This is a genomic window from Enterococcus sp. GPZ-007 (assembly GCF_059374735.1).
Genome location: NZ_JCAFYN010000002.1, coordinates 48101 through 64245 on the forward strand (window position 1 = coordinate 48101; position 16145 = coordinate 64245).

Genomic DNA, 16145 nt, shown 5'->3' on the forward strand with positions numbered 1-16145 from the left:
TTAGTATCCGCGCTTTAACTCGACTTGATTAACTGACAATTCTTTATCCGTAACATAGCTCTTTAAATTGGCCAAAAAGATTTTCATAAATTTATTTTGAAAATCAACTGTCATACCAGAGATATGGGGTGTAATCAGCACGTTATCGAGTTTCCATAATTTATTTTCTTTTGGCAAGGGTTCTTCTTCGAATACATCGAGAGCGGCAAAAGCAATGTTTTTCTGCTCCAAAGCTAAAGTTAATTCTTTAGTATGAACGGTGTCACCACGACCGACGTTTATGAAGACGGCGGTCTTTTTCATTTTTTCGAAAATATCGCTATTGAAAATGTGATAGGTCTCGGGAGTTCCAGGTAAGATTCCTACCACAATATCCATCTCAGGTACAATCTTCGCCATATTTTTAATAGAGTAGGTCTCAACAAACCCTTCAGCAGGATGGCCGGTAGTATTGATCCCATAAACATTTACACCTAAGCTGTGAATTGACTTGGAAAGCTGCTGCCCGATGTGGCCGGTACCTACCACTAATAAATTTTTACCGGAAAGCTGATCGTAATGAATTGAGTCTTGCGCCCAAGTTTCCTGTTCTTGTTTTTTTACTGCCTCATTCAATCCTCGATAATAGCCTAACAGGACACCGATAATATGCTCACTGATTGATAGCGCATGAATGCCACTGCCATTAGATAGTAGAATGTTTCGATCAGAAAAATCCTTTAACGGTAAATAGTCCACCCCTGCTGAAATCGACTGTACCCATTTCAAGTTGTCAGATGCTAGTAATGTCTCACTAAAGTGTTTTGACCAGCCGACTGAGATTTCTACAGCGGATAGGTCAGCATTCGTTAATTCTGTTTTGATTTGATAATCGGGAGCAATTGTCTGAATCTTATCTATAAATTCCTCACGAAAGGTTCTCTGTAAGTAAATAATTGGCTTTGTCATGGTTTATACCTCACTTCAATTTCATTTTAACAAAGCTTGCGAAAAAAAACTGCTTATTGACTCATAAGCAGTTAACTGGTTGGTAATTCAATTTTTGGAAAATGATTGATGACTTGGAAAAAGATAAACAAACTGATAAGAGTTATGAGTATGCTTGAGTCGAAATTTGGTTGAAACAGTAGCACGATAGTAGCTAAGATAGTTGGAATCGTTGCACAGAAAATAATTGTTTTGAAGCATTCAAAGAAAGTCACTCGCCGTAATCTCAGTTTTGCTACGATCATACCGGCAATACCTGCAAAGATCAAGGTGATAAATAAGTTAATGAAGGAAGGATAAATTCCTGCTAACAGCATTATCAGTGGAGTCCAAATGGGTATTTCCAAATCTTCAAGACCAGTTCTTATTTTATCTCCAGTCATATTTTTTAATGGGGCTTGTTTGTACGAGAATTTCAGAACATTGTCACCGAACATTGCGGAACTAACACCACCATAATCCGGTAAGACTACGATAGCCTGATCCTTCAATAATCCAACACTGAAATAATTTCCGATCAAATCTTTCTCAACATCTTGCTGCGTACGTTTTCCCGCAGGATCAAAGGTCAAAATAATTGAATTGGTTTGATAGATGAAGCCTTTTTCTGGTTGATCTGTATGGATTTGGCCATTTTCAATTGTGAAATCGGGAATTTTTTCAGCGATTTCCAAGCTATCAGCCTTTAGTTGATTCATTACCTGAAGCGCTTGATAGACACTCGGAATAGCTAAGAGCAGACTCAATCCTAGCAGATAAACAATCGATTTCCAAAAAGGCGTATCCTTTGCTGATTTTAGATCCTCAAAGCGAAATAGGGATCCTTTGATTAATTGACGAAAAGTCATGTGATCGCTCCAATCTTTATATACAAGAGCCATTGTAGCGAAACAGGCTTGAAATAACAAGACGAACTGTAAAAATGTAAAAAGAATGCAAGAAAGAATTGACTATTATTTCTCGGTTCGCTATCGTACTTAAAGAAGAGAAGAATAAGAAAGTGAGTAGTCATGAAAATCTATCATGCATTTAAAAATTATTTAGAAGAAAAAAGACTGTGGGAAGTTTTTATTTATTTGTTTTTTGGTGGTCTTGCGACTGTTGTAAATATTGTTACCTATGCAATGGCCTTTCAATTATTTCATTTAAGCTGGCCTGTCTCTAACGCTATTTCGTGGATCTGTTCTGTTCTTTTTGCTTATGTTACGAATAAAGTTTGGGTTTTTCAATCAAAAACCGGAAATTTCAAAGAACTAGCTTGGGAATTCGGGAAATTTGTTTTTGCTCGTGTGGTATCATTTGGTATGGATATGATTTGTATGTATCTATTTATCGATATGTTGCACACTGGTAATCTAATAGCAAAAATAATTACTCAAGTCGTTGTCGTTGTTGCCAATTATGTTTTCAGTAAAGTGTTTATTTTCAAAAAAGTTGAGATTATTGAGGATGAGAAAACGAATTCTTCTCCACAGTAGGCAGATGTTTTGAAGAAGTTTGCAATGTTTGTTACAGTTAAGATGTAAGATATTTTAAGGAGGAATTGAACTATGGCTTATACTTTACCAGATCTACCTTATGGCTACGACGCATTGGAGCCTTATATCGATGTTGAAACGATGCACTTGCATCATGACAAGCACCATAACACTTATGTAACTAATTTAAATGCTGCGATTGAAAAATATCCAGAATTAGCAGAGCAATCAGTTGAAGAACTTGTGACGAACTTAAATGAAGTTCCAGAAGACATTCGTACAGCAGTACGTAACAATGGTGGCGGGCATGCAAACCACAGCTTCTTCTGGAAAATTATGGCGCCAAATGCTGGCGGCGAACCAACAGGCGCAATTAAAGATGCAATCAATGAAGCGTTCGGCAGCTTTGAAAAAATGAAGGAAGAATTTAAAACTGCAGCAACAGGCCGTTTTGGTTCTGGCTGGGCATGGCTAGTAATGAATAATGGAAAATTAGAAATTACTTCAACTGCTAATCAAGATAGCCCATTAACGGATGGTAAAACACCAATCATCGGATTAGATGTTTGGGAACATGCTTACTACTTGAAATACAAAAATGTACGTCCTGACTACATTGCAGCTTTCTGGGATGTTGTAAATTGGGATCAAGCAAACGAAAATTTAGCAGCTGCTAAATAATCAAAATGATGAATTGGAAAGACTGGAGTACTCGGTCTTTCCATTTTTTTTGTGGAATCATCTATTTAAATTTTGTCTCTTCCAAAATTCTTCATATTTTTATGGTATAACTCTAAGTCGAACGGTAAATTAATAATCATTATTTTATAAGTTTCCATTATATAAAACTAATTATTTTTTTGCTGCGGTTGAACAGACGGGTGATCTGTGAGAAAATAAAACGAAAAAATTCGTTGATAGAGGTGTGCTATGAGTCGGTGGAAAAAAGTTATCATAGGATTGTTGATCCTATTGAATTTATTTATTGGTGGGATTACATACTATGCTGTTCAAGTGACAAATGATGCGAGCAAAATGATCAGCAATATCCGTCAAACCGTCAAACGAACAAGCCTAAAACGTGAAAGCGGAGATAAACCGAACATCGACAATGCAGAGCCGTTCTCAATTCTTCTTGCTGGTATAGACACCGGTGATTTAGGTCGTTCCGATCAAGGACGCTCAGATAGTATGATGGTAGTGACAATTAATCCAAAACAAAAAAAATCAACGATTGTCAGTTTAGATCGAGATATTTTGACTAAAATCGTCGGTTATGGAACGAATGACAAATTAAATCACGCGTATGCTTTTGGTGGAGTAAAAATGTCTATGGATACAATTGAAACGTTATTAGATATTCCTCTGGATCATTATGTATCAATCAATATGCGTGGATTAAAAGATTTGATTGATGCCGTTGGTGGAATTGAAGTGAATAATAAAATTGACTTTACTTTAGATGGCATTCATGTAGAGAAAGGAAAACAGACTTTAGACGGCGAAAAAGGTCTAGCATATGCGCGTATGCGTTACGAAGATCCAGAAGGCGATGTTGGGCGGCAGAAACGGCAGCGAGAAGTGGTTACTAAGATTTTACGGAAAGCGATGTCCATTAATGGTGTCGGAAATTATCGGAAAATCTTAAAGGCAGTAGAGAAAAATATGAAGACGGATTTAGATTGGGACGATATGATGGATATTGGGACCAACTATCTATCCGCTTTTGATACGATCAAACAAAAACAATTAGTTGGTAAGAGTCAGATGATTGATGAGATTTATTACCAGATATTAGGGGTAAATGAATTGCTTGATATTCAAAATACATTGAAGAAGCAATTAGAAATACCGACAGATGAAACTTTATCGAATCTGAAGGAAACCGATGCGGATACTTTGTTCTATGATGATTCTGATGGCAAGGCAAGTGAGGATACCAGTCAATTTGCACCAGGCTACGATGATCCGAATAGTTATGATAATAACGGTGTTTACGGAGATTCGTCAAGTACAGATAGTGGTTATCAACAGAACGACGATACTGCACAAAATAATCAGGGCTATAGCGATTCAAACCAATATGACCAAGGATATACAGATCCGAATCAAGGTTATGGCGGAGCGACAGATCCTAATGCAGGTGTGGGACAACAAAGCGATGTCTATGGACAACCAGCTGCAGGCTACTAAATTGAAAGGCGTGACCAAATTCTGGTCACGCCTTTTTCGCCTTTTCACAATCTATATAATATATTATTTGTTAAAAACTTTGGAACAGGTTCATTTTTTTGACAGCTTTACGACCACTTCACAGCGTGCGGTTTGTGGAAACATATCAACGGATTGCAGATATTCTACACGATAGATTTTTGTTAGACTGACAAGATCACGGGCCAGTGTTGACACGTTGCATGAAATATAGACCATTTGCGGGCTAGGTGATTCTTGGATTGCTTTTAATAGCTTCGCATCTAGACCAGTTCGCGGCGGATCAACGACGATTGCATCAGGTGCGAAGCCTTCTTTTAACCACTTCGGCAGCAAGCTTTCAGCTGTCCCAACTTCGTAATGGGTATTTGTCAAACTCATCGCCTCTGCATTTTTCATCGCGTTATCAATCGCTTGCGGAATGATATCCATTCCTCGAACTTCTTTGGCTTGTTTAGCTAGAGACAGTCCAATTGTTCCAACACCACAGTAGGCATCTACTACTGTTTTCGGACTTGATAAATCTAAAGCATTGATGGCTTCTTGATAAAGGACTTTTGTCTGTTTTGGATTTAATTGAAAGAAAGCACGTGGTGAAAGTTCAAAGCTTACTTCATTTATTTTTTCATTGATGGCTTCCTTGCCCCAAAGATGGATCGTCTCATCGCCCATAATGACGGACGTTTTTTTGTCCTGGATGTTTTGCATGATTGAAACAACTTCCGGCAGTCTATTCGTAATTTCTCGAATCAAAGCATTTCCCTGAGGCAGCTTTTTGGTTTTTGTAATCAACACTAACTGTACTTCACCAGTTTCAATGCCGATACGAACCATCAGAGTACGCATGATTCCAGAGTTTGTTCGTTCATCATAGATCGACATGTCGTATTTTGATAAGAGGTTCGTGATAGTATTGATCACTTTTTGAGTAGTCGGTTCTTGGACCAAACAATCTTTAATAGGAACCAACTGATGGGAATCTGCTTGATAAAGCCCCGCTTCGACTTGCTTTGTTTGTTTATTTTTCCGCAATTGAAATTGTGCCTTATTACGATAATGCCAAGGATCATCCATTCCAATCGTGTCCCGTAGTTCAAACTGTTGATAGCCTGCGGGTTTATATTTTTCCAGTGCTTGTCGCAACAAATCTTTTTTAAAGTCTAATTGTTTGTTGTAAACAAGATGCTGCAGCTGACATCCGCCGCATTCTTCGTAAATCGGACATGGTGGAGTGATACGATCTGGACTTTTTTTCGTAATTTTTACTAAGCTGGCTTCAGCAAAACGCGGAGTAGCTTTTGTGATCCGAGCAACAACTGTTTCATTGGGCAGCGCGCCAGTCACAAAAATGATTAGACGTTTGTAATAAGCGATGCCTTCACCATTGATACCAAGTCTTTTGATTTTTAATGTCAGGGTTTGATTAGGTTTAAGTTGAACAGCCATAAAGAGCCTCTTTCTTAAATAGTATTTTCAGCTTTTCAGCGCAATTCATTTTAGCATATTTTTATCGATTGGTCGGTTATCTATGATAGAATTAATTTTTGCGAGTATAGAAATTTCAGAGTGTTATTGGTTTACGAAGACCAATTATGATAAATGTAAACTATGAGTAGGAGGGAAAAAATGTTAACAGTAGTAAAGATTAGTCAAGGCCGTGGCCCATTTTATAAGGTGGAATTTTCCAATGGCGAAAAATTACGGTTATCGGAAGATACTGTTGTACGCCATCGTTTGCTCAAAGGGCAAGAATTAGACGAGAAAGTGTTGGAGGAAATCAAACAAGAAGGCAAAGAGGATATGGGCTTTCAGATGGCATTGAATTATTTAAGCTATCAATTACGGACGGAAAAGGAGATTCGGACGTATTTAAAAGACAATGAGATCGAAAGCGCGGATCGTCACAAGATTGTTGATCGGCTGAAGGAAATGGATTTGCTGAATGATCTTGTCTATGGGGAAAGCTATGTTCGCACGCAAATGCGTTTAGGAGATAAGGGACCGCGAGTCTTACAACAAAAGTTAAAACAAAAGGGTTTAAGTGACAACGATATTCAGCAAGCGCTCTATCTTTATGAAGGCGATGAACAATTTCACGTGGCCTTACAAACTGCACAAAAAGCCTTGAGAAAATATCATCACAGCAGTCAGCGTGAAGTACAGCAGAAAATTCAACAATTATTGATGACTAAAGGTTTCAACAGCGATATTAGTAAGAATGTTTTAGCTGAAATGGATTTTTCCGAAGTTGAAGAACAGGAAAACGATGCATTGGAAATGCAAGGGGAAAAATTATGGCGTAAAAATCAGCGCTTTGAACCACCAAAACGACGGCAAAAAGTAAAACAGAGTTTGTACCAAAAAGGCTTCCAGCTAGATCAAATTGATGCCTTTATTCGTGGAAAAGAGGAAGAAGATGAGTAAGGGATGGGAGAATTGGACAGCTTCAGAGGTGGAAGATTTTCAGGCGGATTTTTTGATGTGGTATCAGCAGGAAAAGCGGAATCTACCTTGGCGCTATAATCAAGATCCTTATCGTATCTGGATTTCGGAGATTATGCTGCAGCAAACGCGAGTTGATACGGTGATCGATTATTTCTATCGTTTTATGGAAGAATTTCCAACGATTCAGGATTTGGCAAAGGCACCAGAAGACAAATTGCTGAAAGTTTGGGAGGGCTTAGGCTATTATTCTCGGGTTCGCAATTTACAGGCGGCAGCAAAGCAGATCATGGAAGATTTCGAAGGGGAATTTCCAACAACGGTTGAAGACATTCGCTCCTTGAAAGGGATTGGTCCCTACACTGCTGGAGCAATCAGCAGCATTGCGTTTGAGATACCTGAACCAGCGATTGATGGCAATGTGATGCGTGTAGTTAGTCGCTTATTCTGTATTGAAGCAGATATTGCGAAAGCTAGCAGTCGAACGATTTTTGATGAAGCGATGCGGAAAATTATCAGTCAAACTCAACCAGGAGATTTCAATCAAGCAATGATGGACTTAGGCTCCAGTATTTGCACGCCAACGAATCCACAATGTGAAGTTTGTCCGATTCAACAGTATTGTCAAGCCTATCAGGAAAATCGTCAAGCGGAATTTCCGGTGAAATCTAAAAAGCAGAAACCAAAAGATGTATACTACGTAGCTGGCATCATTGAAAACCAGCAGCAAGAAATTTTTCTGAAAAAGCGATCAGAAATAGGCCTTTTGGCGAACATGTGGCTATTTCCATTAGAGGAGATCAACGCCGCTCGTTATACTGAGCTCCAGGAGCAATACGATCCAGCCGCTTGGGACTTATTTTCTAGCTCTAATGTCGCTGAGGATAGTCCAGATTTCTTTTCAGATCAAGAAGTGATCTGGCAGAAAAAAATCTTAGGTGAAGTGAAGCATGTTTTTAGTCATCTGCGCTGGCATATTCTTGTTTTTTACGGTCGTAGTGCTGCGCCATTGACAATTGATGGCCGATGGGTAAAACCTGATGATTTTCCCGATTATGTTTTTCCAAAACCACAGCAGAAAATGTTGGAAGTTTTTGAAAATAATTTAGCTGACGACAAAGATTAGTAGGCAATCTTAGATTTTATTGCTATAATAATTCTGATGTCGGTGTGATAACACCCAAACAAATGCGAAATCTTTTTTTCGCTGAGGGAAGGGTAGCTATGGGAGTTCCAAAAGAAGGAGAGTTTGTAACGATCAAAAGTTACAAACACGACGGCAGTTTGCATCGAACGTGGCGTGATACCATGGTATTAAAAACAAGTGAGTGTTCACTGATCGGCTTGAATGACCATACATTGGTCACAGAATCAGATGGCAGAAGATGGGTCACTCGCGAACCAGCGATCGTTTATTTTCATCAAAAATACTGGTTCAACATAATAGCAATGATTCGAGAGAAGGGAGTTTCTTATTATTGTAATCTAGCATCACCTTATGTATTAGATGACGAGGCACTAAAGTATATTGATTATGATTTAGATGTCAAAGTTTTTCCGGACGGCGAGAAGCGTCTATTAGACGTGGATGAATATGAAGCCCATAGTCAGCAAATGCATTACTCTAAAGAAATTGATTATATCCTCAAGGAGAATGTCAAGATCTTAGTGGACTGGATCAACAATGAAAAGGGGCCTTTTTCCCAAGGCTATATTGATATTTGGTATGATCGTTACAAGCAATTGTCGCGAAAGTAGAGAAAAAAGCTGTACCAGAAATGGTTCAGCTTTTACTTTATTATTTTAACTAATAATATACTAAAACTTGAAAGTGTAATTTTGTCAAATTCTTTTAGCACGATCGCTAGCATAGATCAGTTTGATAAGAATTATCCATCGTTATAAACTGTCTCAACAATAGATAGGATTTAGAGGGAATAGCTGCTGTTGCTATTCTATTTTAATCTTTCTAAAAGTACAACTTGAATGAGTTCATTAGTTTTAAGATTAAGTGAACTTTTTATTTTTCAAATTCTATTTATTGAGATTACTATGTTTTGTTGTCTTTTGTTTATTTTCAATCAGTCATTGGATTTTGTTTGTGTCTTTGTTACACTAAATGAATAATATTGTATAAGTAGGAGAATTTATTTTGGAACAATTAAGAAGAAGTAAAAAGCAGATTAATAAAAAGTTCAAAGCTAACAACAATTTAAATATTTTTTTGTGTATAGGGATAGCAACTATCCTGATTATAATTCCTCTATTTTTCACCCCAATCTCAAGTGATGACTTTATTTATATTACGAATAACTCTGAGTGGTCAGATATATCATGGCGATATATGAATTGGTCGGGTCGGCTTGTGGCAGATGTAGCTTCTCTAATATTGCTACAACTTCCACCGATTATTTACATTTGTTTTAAAGCAATTGTTTGGGTAGGCTTGATATCCTTAATTTCACAATTACCTTCAATTTTCAACAAAAGCTATACGTGGAATACTAATAATTTTATTGTTATATTTTTGCTCTATTGGATTGCCAATCCAAATTTAGGACAAACGTCGTTTTGGACAGTTGGTTTTACAAATTATATTCTTACGAACTTTTTTATAGTGATGTACCTTTCTTTAATTTTTTTCTTAAAAGATAGAAGATTGAAACTATGGCATTTTCTGATCATCCCTATTTTGGGGTTGCTAGCAGGAAATTCCAACGAGAATACTTCTATTGTGGTTGTTTTACTTACAATAGTATTTCTGTTAATTGAGAAAGAAAAGAAAACATTCTTACTTGGTCTGCCTTTTACAATCATTGGGACGTTGTCCTTACTATTATCTCCAGGTCAACACGAGAGGCTTCAACATCCAGCTTTTCAAGTTTCACGTGAACAGACTCTGTTCCACAGACTCTGGAATTATTTTTCTTCTCCATGGTTCATCGAGACGTTTAAAAGCTTCTCATGGGTATTTGTAACATTCATACTAATTGGATTTATTTATTTGCTAAGACACCAGTTTCCACAAAAAAAGAATATGACATATAGTTTAATATTTTTCTTCTCGGCAATAATAGCTAACGCTGCTTTTGGAGGCTCCTATGTTTTTCCTGTGGCTCTTCGATCTCTGAATGGTTCCTTAGTTCTATTTCTGATTTCAATTGCTTTCTTTTTGAACGATTTGCTGTATATAAGAGTACCGCTTCCTAAAAGAAGTATTACTTATTTAATTGTATTACTTTTTCTACCATTTATGTTCACTTATTATTACTCTACTAAGAGCGTGGTTTCGTTACGTGGACAATTCGATGTAAGAGAGCAAGCCATTCTAGATGGAAAGAAGAGAAATCAAAAGAGTATTCATATTCCAAATTATTATGTTGGTAAACTGTATAACCCTTCTGACAGTATTGATATGTTCCAAGGGGATCTTAATTCCTATTACGATGTCGATGCGTCTACAAAGATTGTACTTTTTGATAAAGATTTTAGCTTTGATTATGGTAATAAAAATCTCGTAAACACTAAACAGACTCCTTTAAATGAATCTTTTGGAAAGGGAGTACATTTAAAATCAATAAATATTTTCCCTGATGATCGCGCAATCAATCGATACAGTATTAATTTGACGTTCGATAATAGTTTATTAGAGTTGTATCCCGCGGATGAGTTCCTGTTATTTATTCACGTTAACTGGAAAAGAGATTCTCTCAAAAGTATTACAAGGTTCAATGCTGATATTTCTTTAAATAATCAACTCTCGGTAAATGGAAAGTATATTTTCTCTTCACCTATTGATAATATCAGACCTCAAGATATTTCTAGTGTTGATGTAGGGATATACAACCCAACCACAAAAACAAACTCTGTAAAATATTCTATTAATATGAAAAAGTGATGGTTTTGTTCTAAGTATGATAGAACTTAAAAACGGCGATATTCTCAAAGGATATAGAAACTTGAGAATATTGCCGTTTAATATTTTGTTTTTCAAATGTACATAAATATCAATGACTGTAACAAGTGTTTACAACTCTTTACAACTCTTTCTTCATGTGAACATGCTCAATTCCAGCATCTTGAAAAACTTCACCATATGTAACATAGCCCATTTTTTGATAGAATTTTTCTGCCGATAATTGCGCACCTAGCTCTATTGTTTTATACCCTTGCTGTTTAGCAAAGGTTTCTGCTTCAGCCACAATAGCAGCACCAAGTTTTTTGCCGCGATACTCTTTTAAAACAGCCATACGTTGAAGTTTAAATGTTTGGTCATCTAATGGCAATAACCGAACGGTCGCCGCCGGTTTCTTGTCATCTGTATAGAGAACGAAGTGAACGGAGTAGGCTTCATTCCCATCGATCTCCAGATTGGCAGGCACGCCTTGTTCTTGGACAAATACTTTTTGCCGGATGCGAACAGCGTCGAGATAGATTTCGCTCATCGTATCTTTAGTAATTAAAATTTTCATAATGACACCTTCCTAAAGGGGATTTTTCTCCACTTGATGTATACTATAAACTAAATTAAAAAAAAGGAGTAGATGGATGTTTGAGAAAATTAAAAATTCAAAATTAATGTTCTGGTCTGTTGAGCTATTAGTTATTGCAACCTTGATTTTGGTATCATCAAAAATTGACTTTGTTTTTCAACCGATCGGAACATTCTTTACTACGTTATTTGCCCCGATCTTGATCGCCGGCTTTTTGTATTATTTATTGAATCCTCTAGTGAATCTGTTGATGAAAATGGGCGTTAAACGGATAGTGGCAATAGCGTTAATCTTTATTCTATTGATTGGCATGATCGTGTTGATCTTTATGAGTGTGATTCCAAATCTGGTTGAACAGTTGGTTTCCTTGGCTAAAAATATTCCAGGGTTTATCAGCAATATGCAGACTTGGCTTCAGGAAGCGGCAGACAATGCCACTCGTTTCCCACTTTTCAAAGAATTGGATGTTGATAAATATATCAACAATCTTGATGTATCAGCAGGAAGCATTATTCAACAGACTTTAACAGGCGTAACAAATGGTTTGGGATCAGTAATTGGGAAAATCACAACAGTCGTTCTATTGCTGATAACTGTACCGTTTATTCTTTTTTACATGTTGAAAGACGGCGAGAAGCTTGTCCCAAATATCGAACGGCTCTTTCCTGAAAAACAGCGTGACAATATCAAAGGTCTTTTGCAGCAACTGAATAAGACGTTATCGGATTATATTAGTGGGCAGGCGATTGAATGTTTGTTTGTCGGAACGTTTACCTTTCTAGGGTATTTACTAATTGGTGTGGATTACGCCTTCTTGTTTGGAGTAATCGCAGGGCTGACGAATTTGATTCCATACTTAGGTCCTTACTTGGGCTTGGCTCCAGCGCTGATCTATACATTTTTCGATTCGCCAACTAGAGCATTGTTATGTATTTTAATCGTATTGGTCGTTCAGCAGATCGATGGCAATGTGATCTATCCAAATGTGATCGGGAAATCATTGAATATCCATCCATTGACGATTATCTTAATCTTATTAGTCGCTGGGAATCTTTCTGGTATATTAGGAGTCTTTCTAGGAGTCCCAGTTTATGCTATTTTACGGACATTGGTAATTTTCGTAGTGAAAATCTTCAAGCAGAGTAAACAAGAAGAGCGTGAACAAGAATTTCTAAGCTAGCGAATGGCTCTTCGTTCGGAAAAGATTGCATAAAAACAACCGATGTGATACGATTTTATCGTGGCCTTTGTGCCACTTTTTTTACACTTAAAAATAAGGAGCGAATGCAATTATGAATGCTGACCCCGATAGTCAGTCGTTAATCTTACAACTAGGTCTTTTAGTAGTTTTAACGTTAATCAACGGATTTTTAGCTGCGGCTGAAATTGCGGTGGTATCGGTCAATAAAAACCGAGTAGAACAAAAAGCAGAAGAGGGTAACGTAAAATCGAAGAAGTTGTTGGAGGTTATTCAAAGTCCGAATAATTTCTTATCAACGATTCAAGTAGGAATTACGTTAGTCAACATCTTGTCAGGGGCTTCCTTGGCGGATAGCTTGTCTGCTCGTCTAGCGCCTTTATTAGGAGGCAGTGCGATTGCGCGAACAGCTGCTGCGGCGATCGTCATGATGTTATTGACCTATGTTTCAATTGTATTTGGTGAATTATACCCCAAACGAATTGCCATGACCAAGACTGAAGAAGTAGCGCAATTTACTTCCGGTGTTGTTCGTAAATTAGGAGTAATCACAAAACCTTTCGTATGGTTGTTGACGGCTTCAACAAACCTGTTGGCAAAAATCACGCCAATGACGTTTGATGATGAAGACACGAAGATGACCCGTGACGAAATGCGTTATATGCTAGAAAATGAAGGCGTGTTGGATAATGATGAGATTGAGATGCTGCAAGGTGTTTTCTCATTAGATACCAAAGTTGCCCGAGAAGTTATGGTTCCTCGAACAGATTCTTTTATGATTGATATCAATGATCCAGTGTTGGAAAATGTTGATGAGATTTTAAATGAAAGTTACTCGAGAATACCAGTCTATGATGAAGATAAAGATAAAGTCGTGGGAATCCTGCATACGAAAAGATTGCTGAAATCCGCGCGCCAATTTGGCTTTGAAAATATTAATTTGCAAAAGATTTTGCAAGAACCCTTATTCGTACCGGAAACAATCTTCATCGATGACTTACTTTATCAATTGCAAAAGACGCAAAACCAAATGGCTATTTTGCTAGATGAATACGGCGGGATGGTCGGATTAGTGACACTCGAAGACTTATTGGAAGAAATCGTTGGCGAGATCGATGATGAATCCGATGAAGTTGAAAAGCTTTACGAAAAAGTCGGCGACAATGAATACTTAATCAACGGCAAGATGCTGATTGATGAGTTCAATGAAGAGTTTGATTTAAACTTGCACATGAGCGATGTCGATACGATGGCAGGCTATTTAATCACAGCTCTAGGGACGATCCCTGATGAAGGAGAGAAGCTTTCCTTTGATGTGGACGATTTAACCTTGATCTCCGAAGAAATGGAAGGTTCTCGTGTATTGACATTGCGGGCAATTTTCCACCCAGAAGAGCACGAAGATGTGCAACCGGAAGAAGAACGTCGCTTGTTCACCAAAGATTTTGAGGACGATGAGCCTCGTCGCTAAGAAGAAACATAATTATTTCAGGCCTTAATCTCGACTCTCGAGAGGAGGCCTGATTTTTTATGTTTTTACGTAAGTCGAATTCGAAATGAAATTTTGATTTTATGCAAATTTACGATCAAGTTGAAAGCAGAATATTTTACTCTAGGGAGAGTTTTGATTGACAATACTAACCGCCGCTTAAGATTGAGCGATTCAACTTTTCAACGGAGTAAAATCCATGCTATACTGATTGGGTTGGAAATTTTAAGATATTAGATAGATGAATGGAGCAGTAGAATGAACAATCCTGATTTAAAACAACAAGTGGACAGTCGTCGTACTTTCGCCATCATTTCCCATCCGGATGCTGGTAAAACGACGATAACTGAGCAATTATTATTATTCGGCGGAGCAATCCGTCAAGCCGGAACAGTCAAAGGCAAAAAAACTGGCAACTTTGCCAAATCTGACTGGATGGATATTGAGAAGCAACGTGGTATTTCGGTAACGAGTTCTGTGATGCAATTTGATTTTGACGGCAAACGAGTCAATATTCTAGATACACCGGGACACGAAGATTTTTCTGAAGATACGTATCGTACATTGATGGCCGTGGATAGTGCCGTTATGGTAATCGATAGCGCAAAGGGGATCGAAGCGCAAACGAAAAAACTATTTCAAGTAGTAAAACGACGGGGAATCCCTATTTTTACTTTTATTAATAAATTGGATCGCGATGGACGCGAACCTTTGGAACTATTAGAAGAGCTGGAAGAATTATTAGATATTGAATCTTATCCGATGAATTGGCCGATTGGTATGGGTAAAGGCTTAGAAGGAATCTATGATATCTATAACGAACGAATCGAATTCTACCGTCCAGAGCAATATGAAGGTGAACGATATGTGAAATTGACGGATGGCGAAATTGCTGGCGATCACCCCTTAAAAGAGAAATCAATCTACGACGATGTGTTAGGAGAGGTAGAGCTGGTTCGTGAAGCGGGCGATCAGTTCGACCTTGAGAAAATCGAACGTGGAGATCAGACGCCGGTCTTCTTTGGTTCGGCGCTAACCAATTTTGGTGTTGAAACATTCTTAGAAACATTTGTCAATCTTGCACCAAAACCACATGCACATAAAACTGAGGACGGGGAGGCAATTTCTCCATACGAAGACGAGTTTTCCGGTTTTGTTTTCAAGATTCAAGCCAACATGAATCCTAATCATCGCGATCGGATCGCTTTTGTTCGTGTATGTTCAGGTACTTTTGAACGCGGGATGGATATCACCCTTGGTCGGACTGGCAAGAAAATGAAATTAAGTAATGTTACGCAATTTATGGCAGACGCTCGCGAAAATGTTGAGGAGGCCGTTGCTGGTGACATTATCGGAGTCTATGATACTGGAAACTATCAAATCGGCGATACTTTATATGAAGGAAAACTAAAGGTTGCTTATGAAGAGCTTCCTTCATTCACACCAGAGCTATTTATGAAGGTGACTGCTAAAAATGTGATGAAACAAAAATCCTTCCATAAAGGCATCTATCAACTAGTTCAAGAAGGTGCGATCCAATTATATAAGACTTACTTGACGGACGAGTACATTATCGGTGCCGTTGGACAATTGCAGTTTGAAGTGTTCCAGCATCGTATGTTGAACGAATACAACGCAGAAGTTGTAATGACTCCGATGGGGAACAAGATTGCTCGTTGGATTGACCCAGAGCAACTAGATGAACGCATGAGCTCAAGTCGAAATATTTTAGCGAAAGATCGTTTTGATCAGCCACTGTTTCTTTTCGAAAATCAATTTGCGATGCGTTGGTTTGCGGATAAATACCCGGAAGTCGAATTAAAGAGTCTAATGTAAACGTTGAAAGA

General features: G+C 37.8%; 14 protein-coding genes. 10 read left to right on the forward strand and 4 right to left on the reverse strand.

Annotation, left to right across the window (positions count from 1 at the left end):
- The gene (locus AC4J95_RS01960; RefSeq protein WP_494548390.1) at window positions 1–948 is read right to left on the reverse strand and encodes a phosphoglycerate dehydrogenase; all 948 of its coding nucleotides are present in this window, start codon (window positions 946–948) and stop codon (window positions 1–3) included.
- 71 nt (window positions 949–1019) lie between these two features.
- Window positions 1020–1835, reverse strand: coding sequence for a DUF1189 domain-containing protein (locus tag AC4J95_RS01965; RefSeq protein ID WP_494548391.1), 816 nt, complete (start codon window positions 1833–1835; stop codon window positions 1020–1022).
- Window positions 1836–1997: 162 nt separating this feature from the next.
- Here AC4J95_RS01965 and AC4J95_RS01970 point away from each other — a divergent pair, with 162 nt between their 5' ends.
- From AC4J95_RS01970 to AC4J95_RS01980, 3 genes are all read left to right on the forward strand, one after another.
- On the forward strand, window positions 1998–2465 hold the full coding sequence (locus AC4J95_RS01970; protein ID WP_494548392.1) for a GtrA family protein: 468 nt from the start codon (window positions 1998–2000) through the stop codon (window positions 2463–2465).
- Between the two features lie 72 nt (window positions 2466–2537).
- Complete coding sequence (locus AC4J95_RS01975) at window positions 2538–3146, forward strand: superoxide dismutase (RefSeq protein WP_316403338.1); 609 nt, start codon at window positions 2538–2540, stop codon at window positions 3144–3146.
- A 249-nt stretch (window positions 3147–3395) separates the two neighbouring features.
- Window positions 3396–4658, forward strand: coding sequence for an LCP family glycopolymer transferase (locus AC4J95_RS01980; RefSeq protein WP_494548393.1), 1263 nt, complete (start codon window positions 3396–3398; stop codon window positions 4656–4658).
- A 90-nt stretch (window positions 4659–4748) separates the two neighbouring features.
- On the opposite strand, the gene rlmD is transcribed toward AC4J95_RS01980, so the two are convergent.
- Window positions 4749–6122 carry a 23S rRNA (uracil(1939)-C(5))-methyltransferase RlmD gene (gene rlmD, locus AC4J95_RS01985; protein ID WP_494548394.1) on the reverse strand — a complete coding sequence of 458 codons (1374 nt, stop codon included), beginning with the start codon at window positions 6120–6122 and terminating at the stop codon, window positions 4749–4751.
- Between the two features lie 180 nt (window positions 6123–6302).
- Between rlmD and recX the strand changes: the two genes are divergently transcribed.
- The 4 genes from recX to AC4J95_RS02005 all read left to right on the forward strand — a co-directional run bounded on the left by recX (window position 6303) and on the right by AC4J95_RS02005 (window position 11016).
- The gene (gene recX, locus AC4J95_RS01990; RefSeq protein WP_494548395.1) at window positions 6303–7100 is read left to right on the forward strand and encodes a recombination regulator RecX; all 798 of its coding nucleotides are present in this window, start codon (window positions 6303–6305) and stop codon (window positions 7098–7100) included.
- A complete protein-coding gene (gene mutY / locus AC4J95_RS01995; RefSeq protein ID WP_494548396.1) occupies window positions 7093–8244 on the forward strand; it encodes an A/G-specific adenine glycosylase in 1152 nt (383 codons plus the stop codon). Before recX ends, mutY begins: the two co-directional genes overlap by 8 nt.
- A 98-nt stretch (window positions 8245–8342) precedes the next feature.
- On the forward strand, window positions 8343–8876 hold the full coding sequence (gene ntdP / locus AC4J95_RS02000) for a nucleoside tri-diphosphate phosphatase (protein WP_010740416.1): 534 nt from the start codon (window positions 8343–8345) through the stop codon (window positions 8874–8876).
- Between the two features lie 394 nt (window positions 8877–9270).
- Entirely contained in the window at window positions 9271–11016 is a 1746-nt protein-coding gene (locus tag AC4J95_RS02005) for a DUF6056 family protein (protein WP_494548397.1), read from the forward strand.
- A gap of 139 nt (window positions 11017–11155) precedes the next feature.
- On the opposite strand, the gene AC4J95_RS02010 is transcribed toward AC4J95_RS02005, so the two are convergent.
- A complete protein-coding gene (locus AC4J95_RS02010) occupies window positions 11156–11590 on the reverse strand; it encodes a GNAT family N-acetyltransferase (RefSeq protein ID WP_494548398.1) in 435 nt (144 codons plus the stop codon).
- Between the two features lie 76 nt (window positions 11591–11666).
- Here AC4J95_RS02010 and AC4J95_RS02015 point away from each other — a divergent pair, with 76 nt between their 5' ends.
- From AC4J95_RS02015 to AC4J95_RS02025, 3 genes are all read left to right on the forward strand, one after another.
- The gene (locus AC4J95_RS02015) at window positions 11667–12791 is read left to right on the forward strand and encodes an AI-2E family transporter (RefSeq protein ID WP_494548399.1); all 1125 of its coding nucleotides are present in this window, start codon (window positions 11667–11669) and stop codon (window positions 12789–12791) included.
- Window positions 12792–12903: 112 nt separating this feature from the next.
- The gene (locus AC4J95_RS02020; protein ID WP_494548400.1) at window positions 12904–14280 is read left to right on the forward strand and encodes a hemolysin family protein; all 1377 of its coding nucleotides are present in this window, start codon (window positions 12904–12906) and stop codon (window positions 14278–14280) included.
- Window positions 14281–14556: 276 nt separating this feature from the next.
- Window positions 14557–16134 carry a peptide chain release factor 3 gene (locus AC4J95_RS02025; RefSeq protein WP_494548401.1) on the forward strand — a complete coding sequence of 526 codons (1578 nt, stop codon included), beginning with the start codon at window positions 14557–14559 and terminating at the stop codon, window positions 16132–16134.
- The last annotated feature ends 11 nt before the right edge of the window (window positions 16135–16145 follow it).